The sequence below is a fragment of the Pseudomonas sp. TH04 genome, from assembly GCF_016651355.1.
Taxonomy (GTDB): Bacteria; Pseudomonadota; Gammaproteobacteria; order Pseudomonadales; family Pseudomonadaceae; genus Aquipseudomonas; species Aquipseudomonas fluorescens.
Genome location: NZ_JAEKEA010000001.1, coordinates 5791932 through 5816180, shown reverse-complemented (window position 1 = coordinate 5816180; position 24249 = coordinate 5791932). Strand labels below are relative to the sequence as shown.

The 24249-nt window shown below is 61.5% G+C and carries 19 protein-coding genes and 1 pseudogene; 14 read left to right on the top strand and 6 right to left on the bottom strand.

Annotated elements, in window-relative coordinates:
* Positions 1 to 10: 10 nt before the first annotated feature.
* The gene (locus JFT85_RS26285) at positions 11 to 1063 is read left to right on the top strand and encodes an L-idonate 5-dehydrogenase (RefSeq protein WP_073637855.1); all 1053 of its coding nucleotides are present in this window, start codon (positions 11 to 13) and stop codon (positions 1061 to 1063) included.
* A gap of 3 nt (positions 1064 to 1066) precedes the next feature.
* Here JFT85_RS26285 and JFT85_RS26280 read toward each other — a convergent pair whose 3' ends face one another.
* Both JFT85_RS26280 and JFT85_RS26275 read right to left on the bottom strand, forming a co-directional pair.
* Entirely contained in the window at positions 1067 to 1858 is a 792-nt protein-coding gene (locus JFT85_RS26280) for an ABC transporter permease (RefSeq protein WP_053257023.1), read from the bottom strand.
* Positions 1855 to 2532 (bottom strand): ABC transporter ATP-binding protein, encoded by a 678-nt coding sequence (locus JFT85_RS26275; RefSeq protein ID WP_187601342.1) that lies wholly within the window; start codon positions 2530 to 2532, stop codon positions 1855 to 1857. Before JFT85_RS26275 ends, JFT85_RS26280 begins: the two co-directional genes overlap by 4 nt.
* A gap of 132 nt (positions 2533 to 2664) precedes the next feature.
* Between JFT85_RS26275 and JFT85_RS26270 the strand changes: the two genes are divergently transcribed.
* Together JFT85_RS26270 and JFT85_RS26265 are read left to right on the top strand one after the other, a co-directional pair.
* A complete protein-coding gene (locus JFT85_RS26270; RefSeq protein ID WP_201230695.1) occupies positions 2665 to 3741 on the top strand; it encodes an aldo/keto reductase in 1077 nt (358 codons plus the stop codon).
* A 267-nt stretch (positions 3742 to 4008) separates the two neighbouring features.
* Complete coding sequence (locus tag JFT85_RS26265; protein WP_201230693.1) at positions 4009 to 5214, top strand: DUF1835 domain-containing protein; 1206 nt, start codon at positions 4009 to 4011, stop codon at positions 5212 to 5214.
* Positions 5215 to 5221: 7 nt separating this feature from the next.
* Here the strand turns inward: JFT85_RS26265 and JFT85_RS26260 are convergent, their stop codons facing one another.
* Positions 5222 to 5743 (bottom strand): chemotaxis protein CheY, encoded by a 522-nt coding sequence (locus JFT85_RS26260; RefSeq protein ID WP_069551287.1) that lies wholly within the window; start codon positions 5741 to 5743, stop codon positions 5222 to 5224.
* Positions 5744 to 5949: 206 nt separating this feature from the next.
* Here JFT85_RS26260 and JFT85_RS26255 point away from each other — a divergent pair, with 206 nt between their 5' ends.
* The 9 genes from JFT85_RS26255 to JFT85_RS26215 all read left to right on the top strand — a co-directional run bounded on the left by JFT85_RS26255 (position 5950) and on the right by JFT85_RS26215 (position 19804).
* Positions 5950 to 6636 (top strand): fimbrial biogenesis chaperone, encoded by a 687-nt coding sequence (locus JFT85_RS26255; protein WP_242486557.1) that lies wholly within the window; start codon positions 5950 to 5952, stop codon positions 6634 to 6636.
* Between the two features lie 23 nt (positions 6637 to 6659).
* Entirely contained in the window at positions 6660 to 7640 is a 981-nt protein-coding gene (locus JFT85_RS26250) for a fimbrial protein (protein WP_053257029.1), read from the top strand.
* A 57-nt stretch (positions 7641 to 7697) separates the two neighbouring features.
* Complete coding sequence (locus JFT85_RS26245) at positions 7698 to 10496, top strand: ATP-binding protein (protein ID WP_073637857.1); 2799 nt, start codon at positions 7698 to 7700, stop codon at positions 10494 to 10496.
* Positions 10483 to 11676 carry an EAL domain-containing response regulator gene (locus tag JFT85_RS26240; RefSeq protein ID WP_053257031.1) on the top strand — a complete coding sequence of 398 codons (1194 nt, stop codon included), beginning with the start codon at positions 10483 to 10485 and terminating at the stop codon, positions 11674 to 11676. The genes JFT85_RS26245 and JFT85_RS26240 overlap by 14 nt, the downstream gene beginning before the upstream one ends.
* 83 nt (positions 11677 to 11759) lie before the next feature.
* The gene (locus JFT85_RS26235; protein WP_073637858.1) at positions 11760 to 14933 is read left to right on the top strand and encodes a hybrid sensor histidine kinase/response regulator; all 3174 of its coding nucleotides are present in this window, start codon (positions 11760 to 11762) and stop codon (positions 14931 to 14933) included.
* 23 nt (positions 14934 to 14956) lie between these two features.
* Complete coding sequence (locus JFT85_RS26230) at positions 14957 to 15604, top strand: response regulator (protein WP_053257033.1); 648 nt, start codon at positions 14957 to 14959, stop codon at positions 15602 to 15604.
* A gap of 195 nt (positions 15605 to 15799) precedes the next feature.
* The gene (locus JFT85_RS26225; protein WP_053257034.1) at positions 15800 to 16402 is read left to right on the top strand and encodes a fimbrial protein; all 603 of its coding nucleotides are present in this window, start codon (positions 15800 to 15802) and stop codon (positions 16400 to 16402) included.
* A 74-nt stretch (positions 16403 to 16476) separates the two neighbouring features.
* Entirely contained in the window at positions 16477 to 17208 is a 732-nt protein-coding gene (locus JFT85_RS26220; RefSeq protein WP_053257035.1) for a fimbrial biogenesis chaperone, read from the top strand.
* Positions 17209 to 17293: 85 nt separating this feature from the next.
* Positions 17294 to 19804, top strand: coding sequence for a fimbria/pilus outer membrane usher protein (locus tag JFT85_RS26215; protein ID WP_053257036.1), 2511 nt, complete (start codon positions 17294 to 17296; stop codon positions 19802 to 19804).
* 113 nt (positions 19805 to 19917) lie between these two features.
* Here the strand turns inward: JFT85_RS26215 and JFT85_RS26210 are convergent.
* Positions 19918 to 20169 (bottom strand): annotated as a pseudogene (locus tag JFT85_RS26210) (Hcp family type VI secretion system effector); the annotation flags it as partial.
* A gap of 138 nt (positions 20170 to 20307) precedes the next feature.
* Here JFT85_RS26210 and JFT85_RS26205 point away from each other — a divergent pair.
* Positions 20308 to 20865, top strand: a complete 558-nt coding sequence (locus JFT85_RS26205; RefSeq protein ID WP_201230691.1) for a hypothetical protein — start codon at positions 20308 to 20310, stop codon at positions 20863 to 20865.
* 138 nt (positions 20866 to 21003) lie between these two features.
* Entirely contained in the window at positions 21004 to 22161 is a 1158-nt protein-coding gene (locus JFT85_RS26200) for a hypothetical protein (protein WP_201230690.1), read from the top strand.
* A 52-nt stretch (positions 22162 to 22213) separates the two neighbouring features.
* Here JFT85_RS26200 and JFT85_RS26195 read toward each other — a convergent pair whose 3' ends face one another.
* Entirely contained in the window at positions 22214 to 22648 is a 435-nt protein-coding gene (locus JFT85_RS26195) for a RidA family protein (protein ID WP_073637863.1), read from the bottom strand.
* Positions 22649 to 22659: 11 nt separating this feature from the next.
* Positions 22660 to 24243, bottom strand: coding sequence for a flavin monoamine oxidase family protein (locus JFT85_RS26190; RefSeq protein ID WP_073637864.1), 1584 nt, complete (start codon positions 24241 to 24243; stop codon positions 22660 to 22662).
* Between the last annotated feature and the right edge of the window lie 6 nt (positions 24244 to 24249).

Here is a 24249-nt window from a genome sequence, read left to right as displayed (position 1 = left end):
GGAGAACCTTATGCACGCTATCGTCTGTCACGCCTCGAAAGACCTGCGGGTCGATCCCCAGGATGAACCGCAAACCCTCGCGCCCGATCAACTGCGCGTACGCATAGCCCGTGGCGGTATCTGCGGTTCGGATGTGCATTATTACCAGCATGGCGGCTTCGGCAGCGTGCGCCTGCGCGAGCCGATGGTGCTCGGCCACGAAGTGTCGGCGGTGATCGACGCCGTGGGCAGTGACGCCGGTTCGTTCAAGGTCGGTCAACGCATTGCCGTTTCACCATCGCGCCCTTGCGGCGGTTGCCGGTATTGCCATCAAGGCCTGCCCAACCATTGCCTGAACATGCGCTTCTACGGCAGCGCCATGCCGTTCCCGCATATCCAGGGCGCGTTTCGCCAAAGCCTGGTGATCGAGACGCATCAGGCCCATCGCCTGGCCGACCACGTCAGCCTCGCCGAAGGTGCGTTGGCCGAGCCGTTGTCGGTGGGTTTGCATGCGATCCAACGCGCCGGCACGGTGTTCGGCAAACGCATACTGGTGACCGGCTGCGGCCCGATCGGCAACCTGCTGATCGGCAGCCTGCGCGCCGCCGGTGCCGCTGAGATCGTCGCCGTTGACCTGTCCGCCAGCGCCCTCGCCTGCGCCGAAAAAATGGGCGCCTCGCGCCTGCACAACCTGGCTGACGGCAACGATGCGCTCAAGCGCTACAGCGCTGAAAAGGGCTATTTCGATGTCATGTTCGAAGTCTCCGGCAGTGCCCAGGCCCTGCGCAACGGCCTGGAGTGCATCGCCCCGCGCGGTGTGCTGGTGACGGTCGGGCTGGGGGGTGATGTGTCGCTGCCACTGAATGTGCTGGTCAGTCGCGAGATTGAATTACGCGGCACCTTCCGCTTCCACAGCGAATTCGCTCAGGCGGTGGACTTGCTCAATCGCCACATCGTGGATGTGCGCCCGGTGATCTCCCACACCGTGCCGTTTGGCGACGCGGTGCAGGCGTTTGAATTGGCCGCGGACAAGACTCAGGCAATGAAAGTGGTGCTGGACTTTGGTGTGCCCGACGCGGGCTGACGGTCAGCGCTCTTCCAATCGGTCGCGCAAAAACCGGTGGCTCCTGGAGAACAGCCGCCGGTAGGTGAGCAGTACCGCACCGACCGTGCCCAGCGCCGACGACGCGGCGATCAAAAACATGATGACGATCTGGTAGCGCACCGCGTCCACCGGGCTCTCCCCGGCCAGCACCTGGCCAGTCATCATGCCCGGCAGGCTGACGATGCCCACCACGGTCATCTGGTTCAGTGTCGGGATCATCCCGGCGCGCACCGCCTGGCGGATGGCTTCCTGCGCCGCTTCCCAACGCGAACCGCCCAGGGCCAGGATCATCTCGATGGTGTTGCGCCCCGAGGTCAGTTCCTGAGTCATGCGTTCTATCCCCAGGGACACACCGGTCAGTGTATTGCCGAGGATCATTCCCAAAATCGGGATCGCATACTGCGGCTCGTACCACGGGTGGATGCGGATCACCGCAAACAAACCCACCGCCGTCACCAACCAGGAACTGCCCCACACCGACAGGATGCTGTCGACCCGCTGCCCGCGATAGGTCCTGCGCCCACGCCCCGCCGCCGACAACCCGGCAATCAAGGTCATCGCACACATCAACGGCAGCACCACATACCAGTACGCGAACTCGAATACCCACCCCAGCAGGTAACCGATGGCCAACAATTGCACCACCGTACGCACCGCCGCCCAGAGCAATTGGCGACCGAGACCCAGGCGCAGCAGCAATGACAGCGCGCCGTTGATCAGGATCAGCGAGGCGGCGATGCCCATGTCCAGCGCGGTGAGGTTTTGATAGTTCATGGCTGGGCCGCTCCACTCAGCGCACCGGCAGTCATGTGCAGGTGGAGGGCGCTCATGCGTTGGGCCTGGTCAAGGTCATGGGACACCCAGACATAGGCGCGGGCATTATCGGCGGCATACCAGGCGGTGATCAGCGCTTCGACATCACGCGAGGATGTCGGGTCGAGGGCCGCGGTCGGTTCGTCCAGCAACAGCACTTCAGGGTTCAGTTGCAGGGTTCGAATCAGTGAGACGACCTGGGACTCACCGCCTGACAGGTCAGCGGCGTTTTTGCCCAGGAAGTCCGGCGTTTTACCGGCGTGCCCCAGCAGCGTGGTGACCGCTGGCAGATCAAAACTGCGCGTGCGCAGCGTCTTGAGGCTGAAGGGGAAACGCAGGTTGTCTTCGACCGTGCCCTCGATCAGCGCGGGGCGTTGTGAGAGGTAGCTGATGTGGCTGCGATAGTGGGGAATCTGCGCGTCGGTGATGGGCTGGCCGTTCCAGAGGATCTGCCCGCTGGTGGGCGCATCCAGCAATGCCAGCGCCCGCAGGAACACGCTTTTACCGGAGCCCGAGGAGCCGGTGATGGACACGCGGTCGGCGCGGTTCAAGCAGAAGTCCGTGGGTTGCAGCAACGCCACCTGGCGGCGCTCGTCCCTGCGCGTAAGGCCGCGGGTTTCTATCAGTGCGCTCATGAACGCGGGGTTCCTCTTAAACCGTGTTGGGTGCCATGGTGAGGCACGCGCAGGAAGTTTTCATGAAAAAATTCAAACTATCGCCACCCCTGTCGTTCACAGGTTCACGTGCAACGTAAAACAGGAGGCGACATGCAATACCGTCAACTGGGCCATTCGGGCCTGCTGGTATCCGAAATCATCCTCGGCACCGTGCCATTTGGGGGGCGCGCCGAATTTGCAAAATGCGGCGCGGTGGACGTGCCCCAGGCCAAGCGCATGTTCGACATCGCGTTTGACGCCGGGGTGAATATGGTCGACACCGCCGACCTGTATTCCCACGGGTTGGCTGAGGAAGTCGTCGGTAAAGCCTTGGGTGACAAACGTCACGACATCCTGCTGGCCACCAAGGGCCGCAGCCCCGTGGACAAAAACCCGAACAACTCCGGCTCATCGCGCTTCCACCTGATCCGCGCCTGCGAAGCCAGCTTGAAGCGGCTGGGCACCGATCATATCGACCTCTACCAGCTGCATAACTGGGACGGCGTGACGCCCATCGAGGAAACCCTCGAAGCCCTGCGCCTGTTAGTGGGCTCCGGGAAAATTCGCTACTTCGGCACCAGCAACTTCACCGCCTGGCAGATGATGAAAACCCTGGGCAAAGCCGAGCTGCACGGCATGCTCAAACCCATCACTCAGCAGATTTACTACACCCCCGAATCTCGCGAAGCCGAGTACGAATTGCTGCCGATGGCGCTGGACCAGTCCATCGGCACCCTGGTGTGGGGCCCGATGGGCGAAGGCCTGCTGACCGGCTCGACCCGGCGCGGGCACAAGCCGCCGGCCAACACCCGCCAGGGCAGCGGCTGGCCGGAACCCTATGTGCATGACCCGGAGCGTGCGCTGGATATCATCGAGACCCTTGCCGCCGTGGGTGATGAGCATGGCGTGTCAGTGGCGCGTACCTGCCTGGCCTGGCTCAAGGACCGCCCGGGGATCACTTCGCTGATCGTCGGCGCCCGCACCGAAGCGCACCTGCGCGACAACCTGGCGGCCACTGAGCTGAAACTCACCGAGGCGCAATCTTCGCGTATCGAGGCCGTAACGCGCCGACAGCCGCTGTACCCGTACTGGCATCGGTTTACCGCCGGGATTGATCGCTTTGATCCGGCGGAGCAACCGTTCCTGGCGGAACATCAAAAGACCATGGATGCCAGAAAAGATAAGTAAACGGTCACGCAAATCCCAATGTGGGAGCGGGCTTGCCCGCGATAGCGGTGGATCAGTTAGCGAATCTGGTGACTGAGACTGCGCAATCGCGGGCAAGCCCGCTCCCACAGTTTTGAATTGCACTGAACAGCAATCCTGCCTATATTTCCCGCCTGGCGCTCTCTACGCCACCTTCCGCGGAAAGGGCTGCGCCCAAGACACTCAAGCACCACCTCATTACTACGACTCCCAACCTTAAAGCGGAAAAGGTTTGTACAAGGAGATCGTATGTCGCCACGCCCCGTATCCTCGCCCCATGACGGCCGTATTAACCTTGCGCAGCAGCGCAAGCGCGCCAAGGAGCTATTGGCACAGCTGAAAAGCCAGGACCCCGGCGCCACCCTGTCGCAGGCCCAATGGCAGGTTGCCAGACAGCTCGGTTTCAGCAGCTGGCCCAAACTCAAGGCCCATGTCGACGCCCTCGATTTCGCCGCCCGCCACCCCATGTTCGAGGCCTGCGATGAAGCCCGCACCACCCACTGGCGCTGTGGCAGTGACATAGCCCACAGCCTGCAACTGGCGGGGTTCAAAGGGCAGTTCCGGATGCTCACCGACCCGTTGTGCATGGGGCCGGTTCGCGACCTGCCCAGCGAAGATTTCCGCGCCTTGCGCAGTGCCTTTATCAGCCAGACGTTTGCGCTGGACTACATGGATGCAGCGCGCCGTGTCGACGATGAATATAACCAACTGGACGCCTTGGCCAGCGCCAACCACAGCGTGCTGTGGTGCGAGGCGGATGCCTACGACCAGCTGTTTCTGATCCGCGCACTGGCCGGTCTTGAGCAGGCACCGCCCAGGCTGGAGTTGATTGAAGTTGACCGTATTCCCGGCGTCGAGCGCTTTATCGGCATTGGCCAGTTGGCACCCGATGTGCTGGCGTGGCTATGGCCGCAGCGACGCGTGATCAATGACGCGGCAGTGCAGTTGGCCCAACAGGCCTGGTCGGCGTACTGCGACAGCTCACCGGTCAAGCTCGCGGAACTGGCTCATAGTCCGCACGCATCGCTGCCGTTCCTCGCGCCAGCGCTACTGCGCCAGTTGCAGGAACTGCCAGGTTTTGTGGACGGCCTGTCGCTCACCGAGCGCCTGTCGTTAGGGTACATCGCCGAAGTTGGACCGGTGCCCTTCGGCAGAGTGTTTGCCGAACTGATGGCCAAGCGCGAGCCGCTGCCATTCCTGGGCGACATGATGTTTCATGCACTGCTGCGGCCGTTGATCGACGGGCCGAATCCCTTGCTGATCGAAACCGGAACCGAGCGCGAATGGCCACGCCGCGAGCTGCGATTGACGCCGCTGGGGGCGCAGGTGCTGGACGGGGATGCGTATTGGCTCGACCACGCCGGCCATTCGCGCTGGGTCGGAGGCGTGTGCCTCACACCCGGCCAAGCGCATTGGACGCTGGGCAGCAATTGCCTGCCCATCTGGCGTGACTGACACCCGCTTACCGCTTGGGCGATAACCCGACGGCGCACGCCACCACCGCCGGGTCGCCCAAAGGGATCGCGCGCGGGCCCACCGAGGGTGGCTGGGTACGGCTGTCGACGGCGCGCAGTACCGGACGCTCAACGGCCGGCAGGCTATGGTCGGGGTCGACAATTTCCATGCAACGGCGCAGTGAGTTGAAGTCCGGCGACTGCGACAGCGAGAGGTGCAGCGTCTGGCTCACCGATACCGACACCACCGAACTCTGCGCGCATTGCCCGTCATAGATCAGCGTGTGGCGAATCAGCGGGTTGTCATGGCAATACTTCAACAGGTTGACGTGCCTGGATCGCACCAGCGCTGTGTTGATGATCAACAAGTCGAACGCCACACAACCTGAGCGCGTCAACGCCTGCAACTCCTCGAACGAACTCAAGGGGGCGATACGGTGATAGCCCAGCTGGTTGAGCATTTTCTCGATCTTGATCCGTTGCAACAAGTCTGCATCAGCAATCAGAAGGCGTAACGCTTTATTGGACATAGGGTAAACCTGACAGTTGGGCATCAGCGTCGATCATTCAACGCTGAACACGGTAACCGTCAGCGGGAAACCTGACTTTAAGGCGATTCTGAAACGGTCACCGGGCGCACCGGTCCACTTTTAAGAATCGCCTGAAAGCCCTCGCATCACCTCGCCCCTACCATGGCCTGCGTCCTCTCACGCTGCCATGGAATTCGTCTGTGCTCATGTTTTTACTCAGAATGGTGCTGATCGCCTGCGGGCTGCTGGTTCTCGCGCCGCCGCCCGCCAGCGCGGCACTGAAAATCGAAGGCACGCGCTTGATCTATTTCGGCCAGGACAAGGCCGCCAGCATCAACGTGATCAACCAGGCATCGCGCGAGGTGGTGGTGCAAACCTGGATCACCGGCGATGACGACTCAAGCGGCGGCGCGGTGCCGTTTGCCGCCACCGAGCCGCTGGTGCAACTGGGCGCGGGGGAGCATCACCCACTGCGCATCCTGTATGCCGGCGAAGGCTTGCCCACTGACCGCGAATCGCTGTTCTGGCTCAACATCATGGAGATTCCGCTCAAGCCGGAAGACCCTGACAGCGTGCAGTTTGCGATACGCCAACGGCTCAAGCTGTTCTATCGGCCGCCCGCGCTCAAGGGCGGCTCGGCCGAGGCGGTGCAGCAGTTGGTCTGGAGCAGCACTGACGGGCACACCCTCACGGTCCGCAACCCCAGCGCGTTTCACCTGTCGCTGGTGAACGTACAGACCGACAGCGTGACGCTCAGCGATTACCTGCTGCTCAAACCTCATGAGAGCAAAACCCTGACGGCACCGAGCGCCTTGCCCAAGGGCACCACCCTCCATTTCACCGAAATCACCGATATCGGCTTGCAGGCCCGCCATAGCGCGGCGCTCAAGTGATAGATCGCGGGGTATTTACACCTATGTCACTGACCAAACGCTGCTTACCAATACTGCTGTGGGTCTGCGCGGCCCTGCCCGCCACCAGCCATGCGCTGGCGTGCCGTGAGGACGGCACCGGCTCGATCATCACCCAGGAAGCGTTGGGCACCGCGCTGGCCGTCGCCGCCGACGCCCCCAACGGCAGCATTATCTGGGAGTCGGGCCCACGCTCGACCAATGTGATCTGCAAGGACGACTACAACGTCGGCCGCGAAGAGGTGTATTTCTACGTCAACCCGGCCGGCGTGAGCATCGGCACGGGCATTCGCGTGGGTATCCGCTACAACAACCAGCCGATTACCCAAAGCACTGGCAAGGTCGGCACCGGGTTCTTTTCCGACCGGGGCTGCACCTCCAACTGCATCGGTTGGGACAAGGCGCGCTTTACCCTCAACTTCAGTGTCTTCATCGAGAAGTACGACCCCACGCCACCGAGTGGCCAAGCCAGTACATTGACCTCGTACCGCGTCTTCCAACTGGACGGCGTGCGCGGGCTCAACTCAAGGCCCAACAGCAACTTCAACTACGTGGTCACCGGCATGAACGGCATCCGCTTCGTGCCTTGCACCCCCGAACTGACCATCACCCCTAACGTGGTGAAATTCCCCACACCGTCGCGCAAGGCTTCAATCGGTGAAGTCGCCAGCAGCGCGAACTTCAGTCTGAACCTGCGCAAGGGCTGCGACACGCCCTACACCGTCAGCGCCCGCTTCGCCAGCACCTCGGGAGGCGGCAGCGTGATCAACGGGTTGCTGGTGCCGGACAACAACAATTCGGTGGGCATCTCCTTGTCCCGCGCCGAAAGCGACCAGCCATTGCCGTTCAACGATTGGTTCACCCTGCAGCAACTGATGGGGCTGGGCCAGAGCCACGATGAATTCCGCGCCGACCTGAAATGGCGCACCCTGCCAAAACCCGGCGCGTTCGACGCCGCCGTGGTGGTGGATATGTACTACAAGTAGATGATTTTTAAGGATCGTCTTATGCCAGGCGCAACGGCCCGCGCTTAAAGTCTGCCGATGCGATTGAAAAGTTATCTGCTCCAGATCAACCCCGTCCTCTCCCGACCCGAAGCAGCCAGAAGGCTGCTTCGTATTTTTGCGACCGTGCTGCTCGTCGGCATCCTGAGCGGGGTCTATACCTTTCTGCTCTCGACCTTCAATAACGACATTTCCCAGCGCCGCGGCTACATGAGCAGCGCCATCGCCGAAGCCCATACCTTTTTCACCAACCGCCAGGCCCTGCTCGAAAGCCTGAGCCTGTCGGCGGTGCGCAAGCAGTCGCGGCTTTACCCGTCCTCGCCGGAAGAACAACACCTGGAGCTGGGTAATTCACCCGGCAACCAATGGAGCATCTGGCTGACCGCACGCATGCGTGACTACCTCAAGGCCAAGCAACTGAACCTGCTCTATGTGAGCCCCGACCCCAGCCCGCAGGTGACGCGGCTGTACGACGCGACTGCACAGGTATTGCCGATTTCCAAGTGCATGCTCAACCGCCTCAAGGCCCTGCAACACAGCGACCCGGCCACGCTCAACGAGCTATGGCTGAGCGACAACACCGAACACCACTCGCACCTGTACATCTTCATTCGCCTGGACGACCGTGATGCCAATTCCGGCTGGCTCGGCCTGGAAATGGAGAGCCGTGAGGTGTCCTTGACTCTCAGCGACCAGAGCGCCGGGGCGTTCATGATGCTCAACTCCCAAGGCATGCTGGTCTTCACCAACAGCCCTGATACGAAACTGAGCCGGCAACACCTGAAACCCGACGAAGAGAGCTTCTTCGGTTTTGTCGGCAGCGGCCTCTTGCCCGACCACCTGGTGATCCGCAAGCACTTGAAGTCTTCGGAGTGGCAACTGATGTACTCCATCGACCTGCGCGCAGTGGTCACCGGCTTATGGAAACAGCTGCTCGGTTCGCTGCTGTTCTGCCTGTTCAGCCTGATGCTGATCTGGTTGGTGATGCGCCGGGTCGACCAGCGTTTCATTATTCCCTCGATCCATCGCATCCAGGCACTGATCGAAAGCGAAGCATTCGGCCGTGATGTGATCCAGACCGCGCCCGTCGCGCTCTGTGTGCTGCGCCGCACCGACGGCCAGGTGGTGCTGGAAAACACCCTGGCCCAGCAGTGGTTGGGCAACGGCCCGGAGCGCGAAGCATTGCGCGCCGGCTGGATCGAGCAAGCCTTTGCCAACGGCCCGTCCGAACGCAGTGACTACTTTGAAACCATCGACGGCCGCCACCTGTACCTGAGCAGCGCACCGACCCGCTATAAAGGCGAGGACGTGCTGTTTTGCGCGTTCAGCGACATCAGCGCGCGCAAGCAGGTCGAGGCGGCGCTTGAAGAGGCGCGGCATTCGGCAGATGCCGCCAACGCCGCAAAGACGTTGTTCCTGGCAACCATGAGCCATGAAATCCGCACGCCGCTGTATGGCGTGTTGGGCACCCTGGAACTGCTGGCACGTACCCAACTCGACAGCCAACAGAAAGACTACCTGCACGCCATCGAGGGCTCGTCGTCGACCCTGCTGCAATTGATCTGCGATGTGCTGGATGTGTCGAAGATCGAGGCCGGGCAACTGGCCCTGGAGTTGAGCGAATTCTCACCGCTGGACCTGGTCCACGAAATTATCCAGGGCTATGCCGCAGCCGCCCAAGGCAAGGGCCTGCAACTGTATGCCTGCTTCGACCCGAAGTTGCCGGAACGGCTGATCGGCGACGTGACACGTATCCGCCAGATTCTCAACAACCTGCTCAACAACGCGGTGAAATTCACCGACTACGGGCGCGTAGTGCTGCGGGTCAAAGTGCTGGGCCGCGATGGCGAACGCTCCAGCCTGCTGTGGCAGGTTTCGGACACCGGCAAAGGCATCGCCCAGGAAGACCAGGCGATGATTTTCGAACCGTTTTACCAGAGTGAAGGCAACACCAACGTGGTCGCCGGCACCGGCCTGGGCCTGCCGATCTGCCAGCGCCTGACGGAATTGATGAACGGCAATATCCGTATGGTCAGCGAACTCGGCCTGGGCAGCAGCTTCAGCCTGATCCTGCCGCTGGAGGAAGCGCCCACCACGCCGATGCCCGCGTTGCTGGCCGAGACTATCTACGTGGCCTCGCCGATCCCGGAGTTGGCGAACTCCGTCAGCGGCTGGTTGCGCCGCTGGGGCGCGCGGGCCCAGACCGGTCTGCCGACGCTGCCGGACAACCACCTGCTGCTGCAAGTGCATCCCGGCAGCGTCGACCCGTTGCTGGTGCCGGAGTGGCCGGGGCCGGTGATACACGTGAGCAGCAACGCCTCTACCGCCGTGGAAGCCGAAGCCGGCGCCTGGCACGTCAACCTCAACCATCTGGGTGCGATTCACCAGGCCGTGAGCCAGGCACAAGGGCTGTGGGTGGCGCGTGCCGGTGAACAAACGCGCCAGCGCGACCTGAACAAACTCAACCTGCACCTGCTGGTGGCCGAAGACAACATCATCAACCAGTTGATATTGCGTGACCAACTCGAAGAACTCGGCTGCACCGTGGAGCTGGCGGCCGATGGTCAGGAAGCGTTGCAGCTGTACACCGCCGGCAACTTCGACGTGGTGTTGACCGATGTGAACATGCCCCACGTCAACGGCTATGAACTGGCGCGCGAACTGCGCCGCCTGGGCTCACCGTTGCCGATTATCGGGGCCACCGCCAACGCCATGCGCGGCGAGGCCGACCTGTGCCTGGCCGCCGGCATGAACCACTGTCTGGTCAAACCCTTTGCGTTGCGGGCTCTATTCAACTCCCTGGCGCCTTATGCACGGAACACTCATGAAGCCCCTTAGTATTTTGATTGTTGAGGACCATCCCCTGCAGCACATCTACCTGCAGCACTTGCTCAGTGAGTTGGGGGATTTCATGCTCGAGACCGCCGAGGACGGCAAAGAAGCGCTGGAGCGACTGCGCCAGCGCGACTTCGATCTGGTTCTGACCGACCTGCTGATGCCCGGCATGGACGGCGTGCAGTTTATTCAGTGCCTGGCCAGCCTGCGCTGCAAACCGGCACTGGCGATCATGAGTGCGGCGTCGCGGCGCATGTTGATGGCGGCCAGCCTGGTGGCGAAAAACCTCGACGTGGAAGTGATCGGGCTGATCTCCAAACCGGTTGCCGCCGATGCCTTGCGCAGCCTGGTGGAACAGCTCAGGAACAAGGTACGCAAGCCCTCCCCCGAATTACCCGAACACATGGACATCGACCGTCACACGCTGGTTCAGGCCATGAGCAGCGGCCAGTTCCAGGCTTGGTTCCAACCGAAAAAATCCTTGGCCAACGGCCGTATTGTCGCTGCTGAAGCCCTGGTGCGCTGGATGCACCCGGAGCAAGGCGTGATGCTGCCTGCCGCATTCCTGCCGGCGATCAAGGCATTTGAACTGGAGGAACGGCTGTTGTGGCTGGTGCTTAAACAAGCCATCCACGCTCAAGAGCATTGGCGCCAGCGCGGCTATGAAATTCCGGTCTCCATCAACTTGCCCACTCACCTGCTCAACAGTCACGACCTGGCTGACCGTTTATTGGAGTTCGTGCTGCACCACGATGGCATCCCGGGGATGATCTGTTTCGAATTGATGGAGTGCTCGGTGCCGCAGGACATCAGTAATTTCTATGCCGGTGCCTGCCGTCTGCGCATCAAGGGCTTCGGCCTGTCCCAGGATGATTTTGGCAAAGGCTACAGCTCGTACCTGAACCTGGTGTCGACGCCGTTTACCGAACTCAAGATCGACCAGGCGCTGGTCCAGGGCAGTCACGACAACGAAGGCATTGCCCAGGCGTTGGCGAGCATCATCGCGCTGGGCCGCAAACTCGGGCTCACCGTGGTCGCCGAAGGCGTCGAGACCCCTCAGCAATTAGCCCTGCTGCGCAAAATCGACTGCAATCAAGTACAGGGTTTCCTGATTTCCCATGCGGTCTCTTCGGACCAATTTCAGCAATTACTGAACAATGATGGCCCCGCGACATCTCACTAGCTGGTGGCCATGGATTATCTGTTCCATAGTAAGGAGTAAGCTCCATCCAGTGCCGATTTATCCTGCGCCTGCGGAAACCTCTGATGAAGCACAACAACGCGATCCTCGAAGCCTTTACCCGCAGCTCGTTGCGCCTGAACAAAGGCCTGATGGTGCTGATCGGGATCGCGTTGCTGTTGGTCCTCACCAATTACTGGTCACTGCAACGAGGGATCGAAACCCGTTACGGCGCAACGCTTTTTCACTTCGCGCGGCTGATGGAAAACCTGCAGGAGCAAGAGTCGTACCTCAGGAGCCTGACGCATCCAGGCATCCAGGCCGAACTGCTGCGTGCCACCAACGTTCAGGTCAGCCTGAAAAGCCGCATGGTCGACAACCGCCGTACGCTCTATGAAGGCCAGAAGTATTCGTTTTCAGTGCCATTCAGCGCCAAGTTCGATGAGCAGCAAGTCAGCGCCGCCGCCAGGCCGCAGATTTTTGCCCTGGGCGCGCACCTGACCAGCTACTACAGCGCCTTCTGGTCCTCGTCACCGTACGAGGCGCCGCAAACCTTTTTGCTCAACCGCCAGGCGAACTACACCATCACCGTTCCCTCCGTGGGCTACCAGCGTCGGGAAAGCACCGAGGAAACCGGCAACCTGGTGGCGGTGGTCAACGCCGTGCAAAACACCCTGGAGCAAACGCCGCAACCGCTGGAGCAGGATCGCGTGTATTGGCAGGCCGGTCCCGAGTCCGAACACTTGCTGGCGTACATCGGCCTGCCTCTGGATGGCCAGGGCCAGGTGGTGATCGGCACCTTGCTCGACCTGGCCCTGGCCGACGATGTGCAGCGCGCCCTCGACCACTCGGCGTTTGATCGCTTCACCCTGATTGCCCCCGACGGCACGCGGTTGATCGGGCCAGAAACCGAAGCGCCACTCAGCGATGGCATGCACATCACCGCCAATGGCTTCGAATTCAAGATAACCCAAGCGGGTCAGCAACCGTGGAGCGCGGTGTATGGCCTGAACTACTCGCACTTCTTCCACTCCGCGTTGTGGCCGCTGAGTACCCTGGCCCTGCTCTTCGGCAGCCTGATTGCCCTGGGCTGGGCCGGCAGCCGCTGGTACCGGCGCCAGGTCATCACCCCAGCGCGCCTGGCCCACGAACACATAGCCGAAAGTGTCGCGTTCAGCCGCGTGATCATCGACACCGCGCCCACCGGCCTGTGCGTGGTGCGGCGCAGTGACGGCAAAGTGCTGATCGAAAACCAGCGCGCGCAACAGTGGCCGGGCAGCGCACGCCTGGTGGCGGCCATGGCCGGTACCCACGACAGCGCCGAGAGTGGCGAGACGCACCTGGAAATCGAAGGCCGGCACCTGCAAATCGGCTTTGTGTCGACCCGCTATCAGGCCGAGAACGTGCGCCTGTATGCGTTCAACGACATCACTCTGCATATCGAAGACGCCCAGGCGTTGGAAGAAGCGCGCCACGCCGCTGATGCGGCCAACAAGGCCAAGACGCTGTTCCTGGCGACCATGAGCCATGAAATCCGCACACCGCTGTATGGCGTGCTTGGCACCCTGGAATTGCTCGGCCTCACGGACCTGGACGCGCACCAGAAAACCTACCTGCACACCATCCAGCGTTCGTCGGGCACGCTGTTTCAGCTGATCAGCGATGTGCTGGACGTGTCGAAAATCGAGTCCGGGCAAATGGCGATAGAAGCCGTGGATTTCTGCCCGCTGGACCTGCTCGAAGACACTCTCCACACTTACACGGCCTCCGCCCAGCGCAAGGGTTTGCAACTGTACAGTTGCATCGACGCGCAGTTGCCGGACTGCGTGATGGGTGACCCGATGCGCATCCGCCAGATCCTCAATAACCTGGTGAGCAACGCCATCAAGTTCACCGATGTCGGACGCGTGGTGATCCGCGTCAGGGTCATGGCGCTGGATGCCGACAACGTTGAGCTGGAATGGCAAGTCACCGACTCCGGCGTCGGCATTCCCGAGGCGCAGCAAGCCAAGCTGTTCGATCTTTTTTACCAGGCGCCGGACACCGCGAGCGAAGGCGGCGCCGGGCTGGGCCTGCCGATTTGCCGCTGGTTGGCGCAGATGATGGACGGAGAAATCCGCGTGGTCAGCGAGCCCGGCCTGGGCAGCAGCTTTACCCTGAAAATGCGCCTGCCACGGTGTTGCGGCACGCTGACCAACCTGCCGCAGATCGAACCCAGCGCGACGCCGGTGTATGTACAGGCACCGGTGCGCGAATTGGCGCAGTCGATGAGTGACTGGCTCAACCGCCTGGGCATTGCGGCCGCCCTGGCGGCGACCAGCCCCGAAAAGGACAGCCGCCAGGCGGTGCTGGTGGACCTGTTGCCCAACGAGTCCGCCAAACCCTGGGCCGGTCAACGTGTGCTCTGCCTGCCGGGTGCACACAGCCCGCCGCTGCATACGGCGCAAGGCTGGGTGGTGGATATGCACGACATACGCAGCATCGCCGCCACCGTCTCACTGGCGCAGCACGGCAAGCATGAGCAACCTGCGGCAGCGCGACCACAAAGCGCCGGGCAGTTGGGGCTGCGCATCCTGGTGGCCGAGGACAACCCGGTCAACCAGGCGATCATCAAGGAACAGCTGGAAGCGCTCGGTTGCTCGGTGAGCCTGGCCGCCAACGGCGAACAGGCGCTGCAACTGTGGCAACCGCAGGCCTTCGACCTGGTGCTGACCGACGTGAATATGCCGCTGATGAACGGCTATGAACTGGCCAGGACCTTGCGCGAGCATGACCCGCAATTGCCGATTATCGGCGTGACCGCCAATGCGATGCGCGAGGAAGGCGTGCGTTGCCTGGCAGTGGGCATGAACGCCTGGATCGTCAAACCCTTGAGCCTGCAAACCCTGCGCGGCCAGTTGGTCAAGCTGTGCAAGGTCAAGCCGCCGCTCGCGCCTGTCGCGGCGGTATTCGACGACAGCGTGCAGCTGTCGGACAAGATGCGCCCGCTGTTCATCAGTAGCGTGCAGCATGACTTGCAGCGCATCGGCGTGGCGCTGGCGCAGCGTGATGCCCACGGCCTCGGCCAGTTGCTGCATTCGACCGCCGGTGCCCTCGGCGCAGTGCAGGCGCTGAGCCTGGCCCAGGCCTGCATCGAATTGGAAAGCGCGCTTAACCGCGGCAGCCTCGACACCCCGCTTGAGCTCAAGGTGAAGACTGTGATGCAGCGTCTGTCGGCCGTTCTGGAGTCTCTCCAGCCCGGGCACACTTCACTTACTTGAACTGGCACTACGGACGGCCCTTTATGAAAAAATTCAACGTGGTAATCGCGGACGATCACCCGATCGTGTTGCTTGGCGTTCGCGAACTGGTGGAGCGCGACACGCGCTTTCAAGTGGTCGGCGAAGCCGTGTGCTCGGCCGGCCTGATCGAGCTGTTGCAGCGCCAGGGCGCCGACATTGTGATCACCGATTACAACATGCCGGGCGACTCGCCGTACGGCGATGGCCTGAAGCTGGTGGAATACCTCAAACGGCATTTCCCACAGGTACAGATCCTGATCCTGACGATGATTTCCAACCACCTGATACTCACGCGCCTGCAGGAGCTGGGCGTGGTCGGCATCATTCAGAAAAGCCAGTTGCACACCGAGATTCAATTGGCGCTCAAGGCGATTGCACAGCAGAGCGCCTATCGCAGCCTGGAACCGCCCAAGACGTCAGTGATCGAGACCCTGACGGCGATCGACGAGCGCTTCACCAGCTTGTCGCCCAAAGAGTTCGAGATCCTGCGCTTATTTATTTCCGGCATGAGCGTGAGTGATATTGCGCGCAGCCAGAACCGAAGTTCCAAAACCATCAGCGCACAAAAAATATCGGCCATGCGCAAACTTGAAGTGAGCAGCGACCAGGACCTTCTTGCGTATTGCCTGGCGCGTAACATTTTCAACTAACCACTTACTTGCAAGCCATTCCTGGATAATGGCTTCGCCCTTTATTTGCTGGCTTCCCGCCCCTTCAAAAGCGTAACTAACCTGCCCGCCTCCACGCTTATAAGAATCGTCTTATTCGCGCCCGCCGCCTCGCCGCTTACTCTTTCCTCGCAGTTCAACAACAGCATTTTCCAACTAACACTAACGGACATCACCATGAAGAAGTTTTCCCTGGCTGTTATCGCCTCGGCCATTATCGCCGCTTCCGGCAGCGCTTTTGCCGCTGATCCTGCACCGACGCCAACCCTGGGCGGCAGCGGTAAAATCACCTTCACCGGCGTGATCAACAACGACGCGTGCTCGGTTGACGGCGCGAACTCCGACCGTACCATTTCGGTGGACATGGGCAACGTGTCGATCAAAGACATGGGCACCGCGGAAAACCCAACTGCCGGTCGCGTCACCGCCAAAGACTTCAACCTGAACGTCAACTGCAACCAGGGCACCAAAGTCGCGATGATCTTCGACGCCAACAACGGCGGTTCGGGCCTGGTCACCGGCAAAAAAGTACTGGCCCTGAACCCAGGTTCGGCGACTGCACAAAACGTCGGTATCGCCCTGCTCGACAGCAAAGGCGGCCTGATCGACCTCAGCTCGCCAAGCACCGCGCGCATTGAAAGCACCATGCACGGCGCCGGCACTGCAGGCGGCGACGCCACCCTGAGCTTCGCAGCCGCCTACGTCACTACCGCTGCAACCAACGCCTCCACGGCCGGTCGCGGTGACGCAACCCTGCCGTTCATCCTGCAATACGAATAACTCGGCGCCCCGCGCACCGAACGTGCGAGGCCCTGCGGCCTCGCCATTTTTCTTGACTACACCGGATAACCCTCATGCTGCCTCGTTCTATCGCCGCATGCCTGGGGCTGCTGGGCATGCTTATGGCTACCCAGGCCGCCGCCAGCATTTCACTGAATGCCACCCGTATCGTATTCGATGGCGACCACAAGGAAGCCAACATCACCGTGCGCAACGGTAACCAGGATGTGTTGATTCAATCCTGGGTCGACATGAACGACGCCAGCGGCAGCCGTGCGCCGTTTGCCGTCACCCCGCCACTGGCGCGGGTATTCGCCAAGGAACAACAACTGCTGCGTATTCTGTACGAAGGCAAAGGCATGCCCACGGACCGTGAGTCGGTGGTGTGGCTCAACGTGCAGGAAATCCCCAAGGCCAGCGAAACCGAGAACACCTTGCAGTTGGCGATCCGCCAACGCATCAAGATTTTTTACCGCCCTGCCGGCCTCACCGGCAGCGCGCTGCAAGCACCTGCACAGCTCGAATGGACGCTGGCCAAACACGGCAGCCAGACGCTGTTGCAGGTGAAAAACCCGACGCTGTACCACGTGTCCATGGCGGACATCAAAGTGCAGGCGCAACTGGCCAGCGACTCCACCATGATTGCGCCCGGCGAGGAAAAACAGTTCCCGCTCAGTGCGCCAATCGCCAGCGGCGCAGTGCAGTTGTCGTTTTCCAGCATCAATGACTATGGCGCGCAGAACCACTACACCGCCGCTGTGTCAGGCGTTGCCTCGCACGCTACTGAAGCGCGCCTCAAACCCTAAGCCTTTTCTCTAACCCACAGGCTCACTTCGCGTGCGTGTTTGCGTGCCCGGCTGTTCGCCAATCAGGGATGTCACAGGTCTTCGCATGTCTTTTCTTTCCAGCAACAGGCCCGCACGGGGCGCACTGAAGTTGAAGACGCTGTCGCTCGCGATCGCCGCCAGTTTGCCCGTGTGGGCCATGGCCGATGAGGCTGCGGAAACCTTCAACACCACCTTCCTGCAAGGCTCGCAGTCGCCGGTCGACTTGCAGCAATTGCTCTCGGCCAACAGCGTACTGCCGGGTAATTACCGGGTTGATCTGTACAGCAACGAAGTACTGGTGGGCCGGCGCGATATCGACTTCAAGCGCAACCCGAAAAACGCTCGCGTCGAGGCCTGCCTCACCCTCGACCTGCTCAAGCAGTTGGGTATCGACATGACCCGTTTGCAGGCCGAAGGCAAACTCGACCCGCAGCAGCCACAAGCCTGCTACGCCCTCGCCGAGTTGATTGAAGACGCCAGCGTGCGCTACGACAGCAGCCGCCTGCGCCTGCTCGCCAGCATTCCGCAAGTGGCCATGCAGCGCGGCCTGCGCGGTTATGTAGACCCGCAGTTGTGGGACGACGGCGTTCCCGCCGCCTTCATCAACTACCAGCTCAACAGCAGCCGCACGGCCGGTGACTATAAAACCCGCATCGCCAATAACCTCGGCTTGCGCAACGGCATCAACCTGGGTGCCTGGCGCTTGCGCAACGAATCGAACATGAGCAACGGCACCGGGCGTTCGAACACCTTCACCAGCAACCGCACCTACGTGCAGCATGACGTGACCGCGATCAAGGGCCAGTTCAGCGCCGGTGAGATCTTCTCCGACACCGACTTGTTCGACAGCGTGCGTTATCGCGGCCTGAAACTCGCCTCCGATGACGGCATGCGGGCCGACAGCGAACGCGGCTATGCACCGGTGATCCGTGGTGTGGCGCAGACCAACGCGACCGTAGAGATTCGCCAGAACGACTACATCCTCTACACCGCCAACGTTGCGCCCGGCCCGTTCGAGATCAACGACATTTACCCCAGCGGCTCCAACGGCGACTTGCAAATCACCGTGATCGAAGCCGACGGCAGCCGGCGTGTGACGATGCAGGCATTTTCCAGCTTGCCGATCATGGTGCGTGAAGGCCAGATCAAATACAGCGTCTCGGCGGGTACCTTCAAAAGCAACGCCGATGGCCTGGCGAGCCCGACGTTCATCAGCAGCACCCTGGCGTACGGCTTGACCAGCAACCTCAGCGGTATCGTCGGCCTGCAAGCCAGTGACGACTACAGCGCGCTGTCGATCGGCGCCGGCAAGAACACCGCGTTCGGCGCTTTTTCCCTGGATACCACCCACTCGTCCAGCAAAGCCCGCGGGCAAACCACCCAGGGCAGCAGCGTGCGTGCGTTGTACGCCAAGACCTTTGCCGGCACCGACACCAACTTCACCCTGGCCGCCTACCGCTACTCCACCGAGGGTTACCGCACGCTCACCGACCATGTGGAAGACATGAGCGAAGACGTGCGCGTGCGGACCGGGCATTCGAAAACCCGGACCGACCTGACCATCAACCAGAGCCTGGGACGCAACAATGCGCTCGGCAGCCTGTATGTGAATGCCAGCGACCAGCGTTACTGGAACCGCGGCGGGTCGCAGAGTTTATCCGCCGGCTACACCGGCAACTGGGGCGACATGAGCTACAACGTTGGCGTGACGCGCACCAAGCAAATCGTCACCTTGGGCGAGCCCAGCAGCGACACGCAGGTGAACTTGTCCGTCTCGTTCCCGCTGGGCAGCCAGGCCCGCGCCCCCCGAGCGTTTGTCACCACCAGCCATCAGCATGGCGACACCACGACGCAGGCGGGTCTCAACGGCTACGTCGCCGATACCAGCGACACGTTCTATTCGGTGCAGGCGGGCCACAGCGACACCAGCGGTGACTCCGGTTCGGTGAATATCAACAGCCGCACCTCGGTGGCGGATGTCAGCGTCGGCTACAGCCAGGGCCAGGGCTACAACGCGCAGAACCTCAACCTTGCGGGTTCCGTGGTGGCCCATGCGGGCGGCATCAACCTGGGACAAACCGTCAGTGAGACCTTCGCACTGGCCGAGGTGCCGGGCATCGCCGGGGCGAAGATCAGCAGCTACAGCGGCGTCGAAACCGGCTACAACGGCTATGCGGTAATCCCCACGGCCCAACCTTATCGGGTCAACTGGATCAGCCTGGACACCCGCGACCTGGGCGGCGATGTGGAAATCACCAATGCCACCCAGCAACTGGTACCGCGCCGTGGCGCCGTCGTGGTGGCGCGCTACAGTGGCAGTACCGGACGCCGGGTGTTGTTTGAGTTGTACGATGCACAGCATAAACCGCTGTCGTTCGGGGCTTCGCTGGAGGACGCCAATGGCAAGCAACTGGCGATTGCGGATCCGAACGGGAATGCGCTGGCATTGGTGGAACAGGATCAGGGCACGTTGATCATCAAGTGGGGCGAGCAGCAATGCAACGCAACCTATGCGTTACCGCCGCAGAACAAAGCGTTGAACTATGAGCGTCAGGCACTGGTGTGTACGCCTTGAGGGCGCGGACATCTGCACCCTCCACCTGACGTACAGGGCGCTCAATGCGGGCGCGCCGTTCAGGCTAAGGTGCAGCCGATACGCCCGCCTTCTCGACACCGGTCGATGAGGCCTCAGGCCTTCACGTTCTGGCGGATATTCCAGCCAAACTTTACCGGCCCGCCGTCCTTGCCTCCGTCGGCTTTCTGCGGCTGGTAACTGACGTCGACGGTGGCGAAGTTCAGGGCAACACTGTCTTGCAGGACATCGGCGCCGTTTTCAGCGCTGGTACTGTAGGACACCACCATGACTTCCTTCAGGGTAATCACCAGATACTCCACCGGGCTCGCGCCTCCCGCCTTGCGCACCACCAGTTTCGCTTGCGGATTAAGTGCGACAGAAATGCAACTTTCCACCGCCAATCACATAAGAGATGCCGTGGCTGCAACCCTGGGTTTCGCCAGCAGCTCGATGCCAGAAAAAATAAAGACATGGGCTATTGGTCTCTACGAGGAAGTCACTCCGTGAGCAAGCGCAAAACGGTAAAAGACCTTGGCAAATCCGCAAAGGATCAAACATGGAAAGCACTGACGTCCGAGGAGCACGCCTACGCCTACTGCTACTTTGAAAATCCACGGGAGTTCAGGAGACGCTATGCACTAGTAATTGGAGCCGATCTACTTGCCGGCTGTTTTACGATTGCGATGACTGCCCTCCTATTGTTGGTGACATTTCTCTCGAGCCTGCCGGAAGAACGTGCAGTCAGACTCTTTTTTTTCGGCAGCGTTGCAACAAGCCTTGTCCTGTTCTTTTCCAAGGCTCAGATCACCTATGGTCGAATCCACTTGGTATGGGTCAGTGTCGGCATCTACGTCACCTGCTTACTGATATCGCTGCCCGCGATAGCGTACCGCCCCCCGTTTTTTCTATACGCCATGTCTCTGCTTAGCCCTCTGATCGGCCTACTGATCCTCAACAGCCACCGCTGCCGCGAACTGCGCCACAAGATGGTAGAAATCCGCCAAAAGCGCGAAGGCATCATCCTCACCCTGAACAAACAGGGCCGCTGGAAAGGGCGGTAAGCCCTCAACACATTCATCGGCACACGCCCAGGAGCAAACGCTGACGACCTATCCAATCAGTCAGTGCCCATGACGTCGCAACTTTGGCAAACTGCTGCGCGACGCTGCCACTGAGCACAGCCCCGCAAGGAAGAAAAAATGACCCATATGGACTCGATCATTCGCCAGTTTTCTGCCGAAGGCGCCACCCACCTTTACTCAAGCCCACCCTCGGTACTGACGCCCGCCGACCTCTACCGCGCCAAGGACGACGCGCATTTTCGGGCAGCGATTGCCGGCAGCAATATCTACCTGATCACCGCCCGGCGGCGGGTGCTGATCAACCCTCACAACCTGCAACTGCTCGGTCGAGCAGCCTATGGCAGTTTTATCGTGATGGACGAGCAAGGCGTGCAATCCGTGCCCTTCCGATACGACATCCCGCGGATCGGGCCGGATGATCAGGATGAGATCGAACAGGTTCTCGTGGCGCCGAACGGTACGCACCTGATCATTCTGTCGACCTCACGGCAAATGACCACTGCCGCGCATATCGTGGTGGCGAACGCGATGAGCGCCCTGGAGGCGGACCATCGGGACATGAACGTGCTGTATGTCGGCCAGGGCATCGGCAAGGTGCACACACGCACGGCGGTGGACCGGCTGTTGAACCACACCACCCTGCAACGCATCCTCGCTGAAACCTCGACCAACAGCCCGGAGCTGGAGGTTTCAATTTTGCTCTATCGGTTTGAGCACGGCCGGACGATGATCAGCAATGGCGGTGACCTGAATGCCGAACCGATTGCCAGCGATCAGGACGAAACGGCGCATTTCGAACGTCTGCGCAATGTGCGTTTGAACCGCGATGAGGTGGTCACGCTGGCGGAGGCCGCGCTGATCAACCACTTCAAGCCGCACTACAACACCCTGCTCAAGTCGACGAACTTCGCCGCCAACCACAAGATCAAGCCGCTGAAAAAGCTCCTGGCCAAGGGGATCACCGGGCTGACCGTAGAAATCTGCACGTCCACCCTCAACGCACGCCTGGGCACCCGTGATGCGCTGCCCATGGAGCTGAGCACCTTCATGCCGGCTGATGTCCTTGAGGGCTGCAACCTCGACAGTGAGCAGGAAAAGCAGGCATGGGCCGAAGAACTGCGGGTCATGGCGCACACGCACTACGCCAGTTTCCCCCTCACCACACCCCAGGAGCGCGATACCTTTATGCACGGCATGGTGTGGCTCGGGGAAACAGACCGCGAACACATCTGGCCACTGCCCGGCAAGGATGCCCAGCCTCCTGCCACCCCATGATGTTTATGGGGTAACGAGCGGGCTTGCCACCCCCCAGCGGCTCACGCCAAGATCACGTGGTGCGGGCAGCGATGGCTTCGACTTCGACCAACGCCCCCGGCAATGGCAACGCCACCACTTGCAACGCGGTACGCGCCGGTTTGTTCGGCTGCTCGGGCGTGCCAAAGAATTGCGTATAACCACGCTGCAAGCCAGTGAAGTCGAGCTTGCCGGCGGTTTCTTCAGCGCCCACCAGGAAGACCCGCAACTGCACGATATCGCCCAGGTCCAGGTCTTGCTCACGAAGGATCTTGCGCAGCTTGTTGAACACCGACACCGTCTGCACTTCGGTATTGCCATAGGCCGCCGGCGTGCCGGCCGGTGCGTTCGGGTCAGCCAGGTCCGGCAAGGTGCCACTGACAAAGACCAGACTGGCGGAAGCCGGCACAGTGACCGTTTGCGAAATCGGGAAATCACCGACACGGGTGCGTTGAATGCTGTCGCTCATGATATTGCTCCTCAAGACGCGGCCACGGCCGCAATGTGTCGTTGTTGGGTAACCCGCTCAGCCAGTTGAGCGACCACAAAGCGGGCCGAGTTGGCCGCTGATTCCTGCCAGATGCCCACGCCGCTTTGCACCAACCCGTCACCGGCGAAGTACACACGGCCATGGGCCTGTTCCAGCAGGCGGCTCGCGTCGGCCGGAAAGTGTTCGCGTTGTAGCCAGGGGCCTTCGCTGTAGGGAATCTGTTCCCAGGACACCGCCAGCGGGTTACGCAGGTAGCGTGAGTAACCCGGATGCAGCAGTTCAACGGCCTCCTTGGAGGTGGCGTATTGCTGGGCGAACGCTTGCGCGCCAAACACGTCGGCACCCTCGCCGGTGACGTAACCGGCCACCAACACACCTTCGCGGGTGTTGAGGTCATTGCTCGGGTACCACAGCAGGCGCGCCGGGTGCTCTATCCACGACAGGCCACCGTAGGTGCGGTAGTCGGTCTCCCAGAAGCGTGGGGACTGCCACGCGACTTTGGTCGCCTGGTCGCTGCGGGTGCTGAGCAGCGCGGCTTTGACCGGCTCGCTGAAGTCGGTGTCGAGTCTGGCCAGCAGCGGCAGCGGTAATGTCGAGATCAAATAATCGGCGCGCACCACCTGTTCGCGACCGCTGTGCTGGTCGTGGTAAGTCACCGCCACGCCATCTTCCAACTGACGGATCTGCCGGACTTGAGCGCCCAACTGCACGTGCTCGCTGACGCGCTGGTAGAAGGCGTCGGTGATGCGGTCCATGCCGCCGACCGGTTGGAACATGGTTGCCGAGAACTCGGGGAATTCGGTGTGCAGCAAGGCGCCCCACAGCTCGGGATGCAGCAAGCGCTCCAGCGCCAACGGGCTGCGGCTGGCGGGCAATGCGCCAGGGTGTGCAGGCGAATCCAGATGACCGGCGCGCAGGCTGCCCTCATAGGCAAGTTCTTGCGACAAGTCGCCGTAGACCTGCAAGAAGGCCAGCAAGCGCGTGCGTTCTTCGCCGCTCAACACATCATCGAGTGCATCGCGCTGCACGGCGTTGGCCAGCAAACCGGAGAGGTGCCCACGCGCATCGTTGATCGCCTGGCCGACGGTGAACGCCGGCTGTTGCAGATCCGGGCGCACCTGGGCGCCATGGCTGCTATTGACCAACACCTCCAGCGGCACAGCCAACTCGCTGCAATAATCGAGAATCGTGCGGTGCTGGCTGGGGATGCGTGCGGGGCCGGCGTTGAAATACAGGCCTGGGTCAAACGCCACGGTTTGCGTGCGGCCGTCCTTGTAGTCCACGCGATCACCCTGGCGCAGGGTCCAGGTGCGCCCGCCGACGCGGTCACGGGCTTCCAGCACTTGCACGCTGAACCCGGCGCGGGTCAGCTCCAGGGCGGTGACCAACCCGGCGATCCCGGCGCCCAACACCAGCACGCGAGTGCCTTGCCCCAGACCGTCCTTGAGTTTCAGCGGTTGCGGCCGCCGATGTGACGAGGGGCCCAAACCCAATACCGCCAGTGCATCCTTGACAGCCTTCTCGCCGCCGACCGCGGCGATGCTCGACAACGCTTCACGTCGTGTCAGTCCCATCTCGAT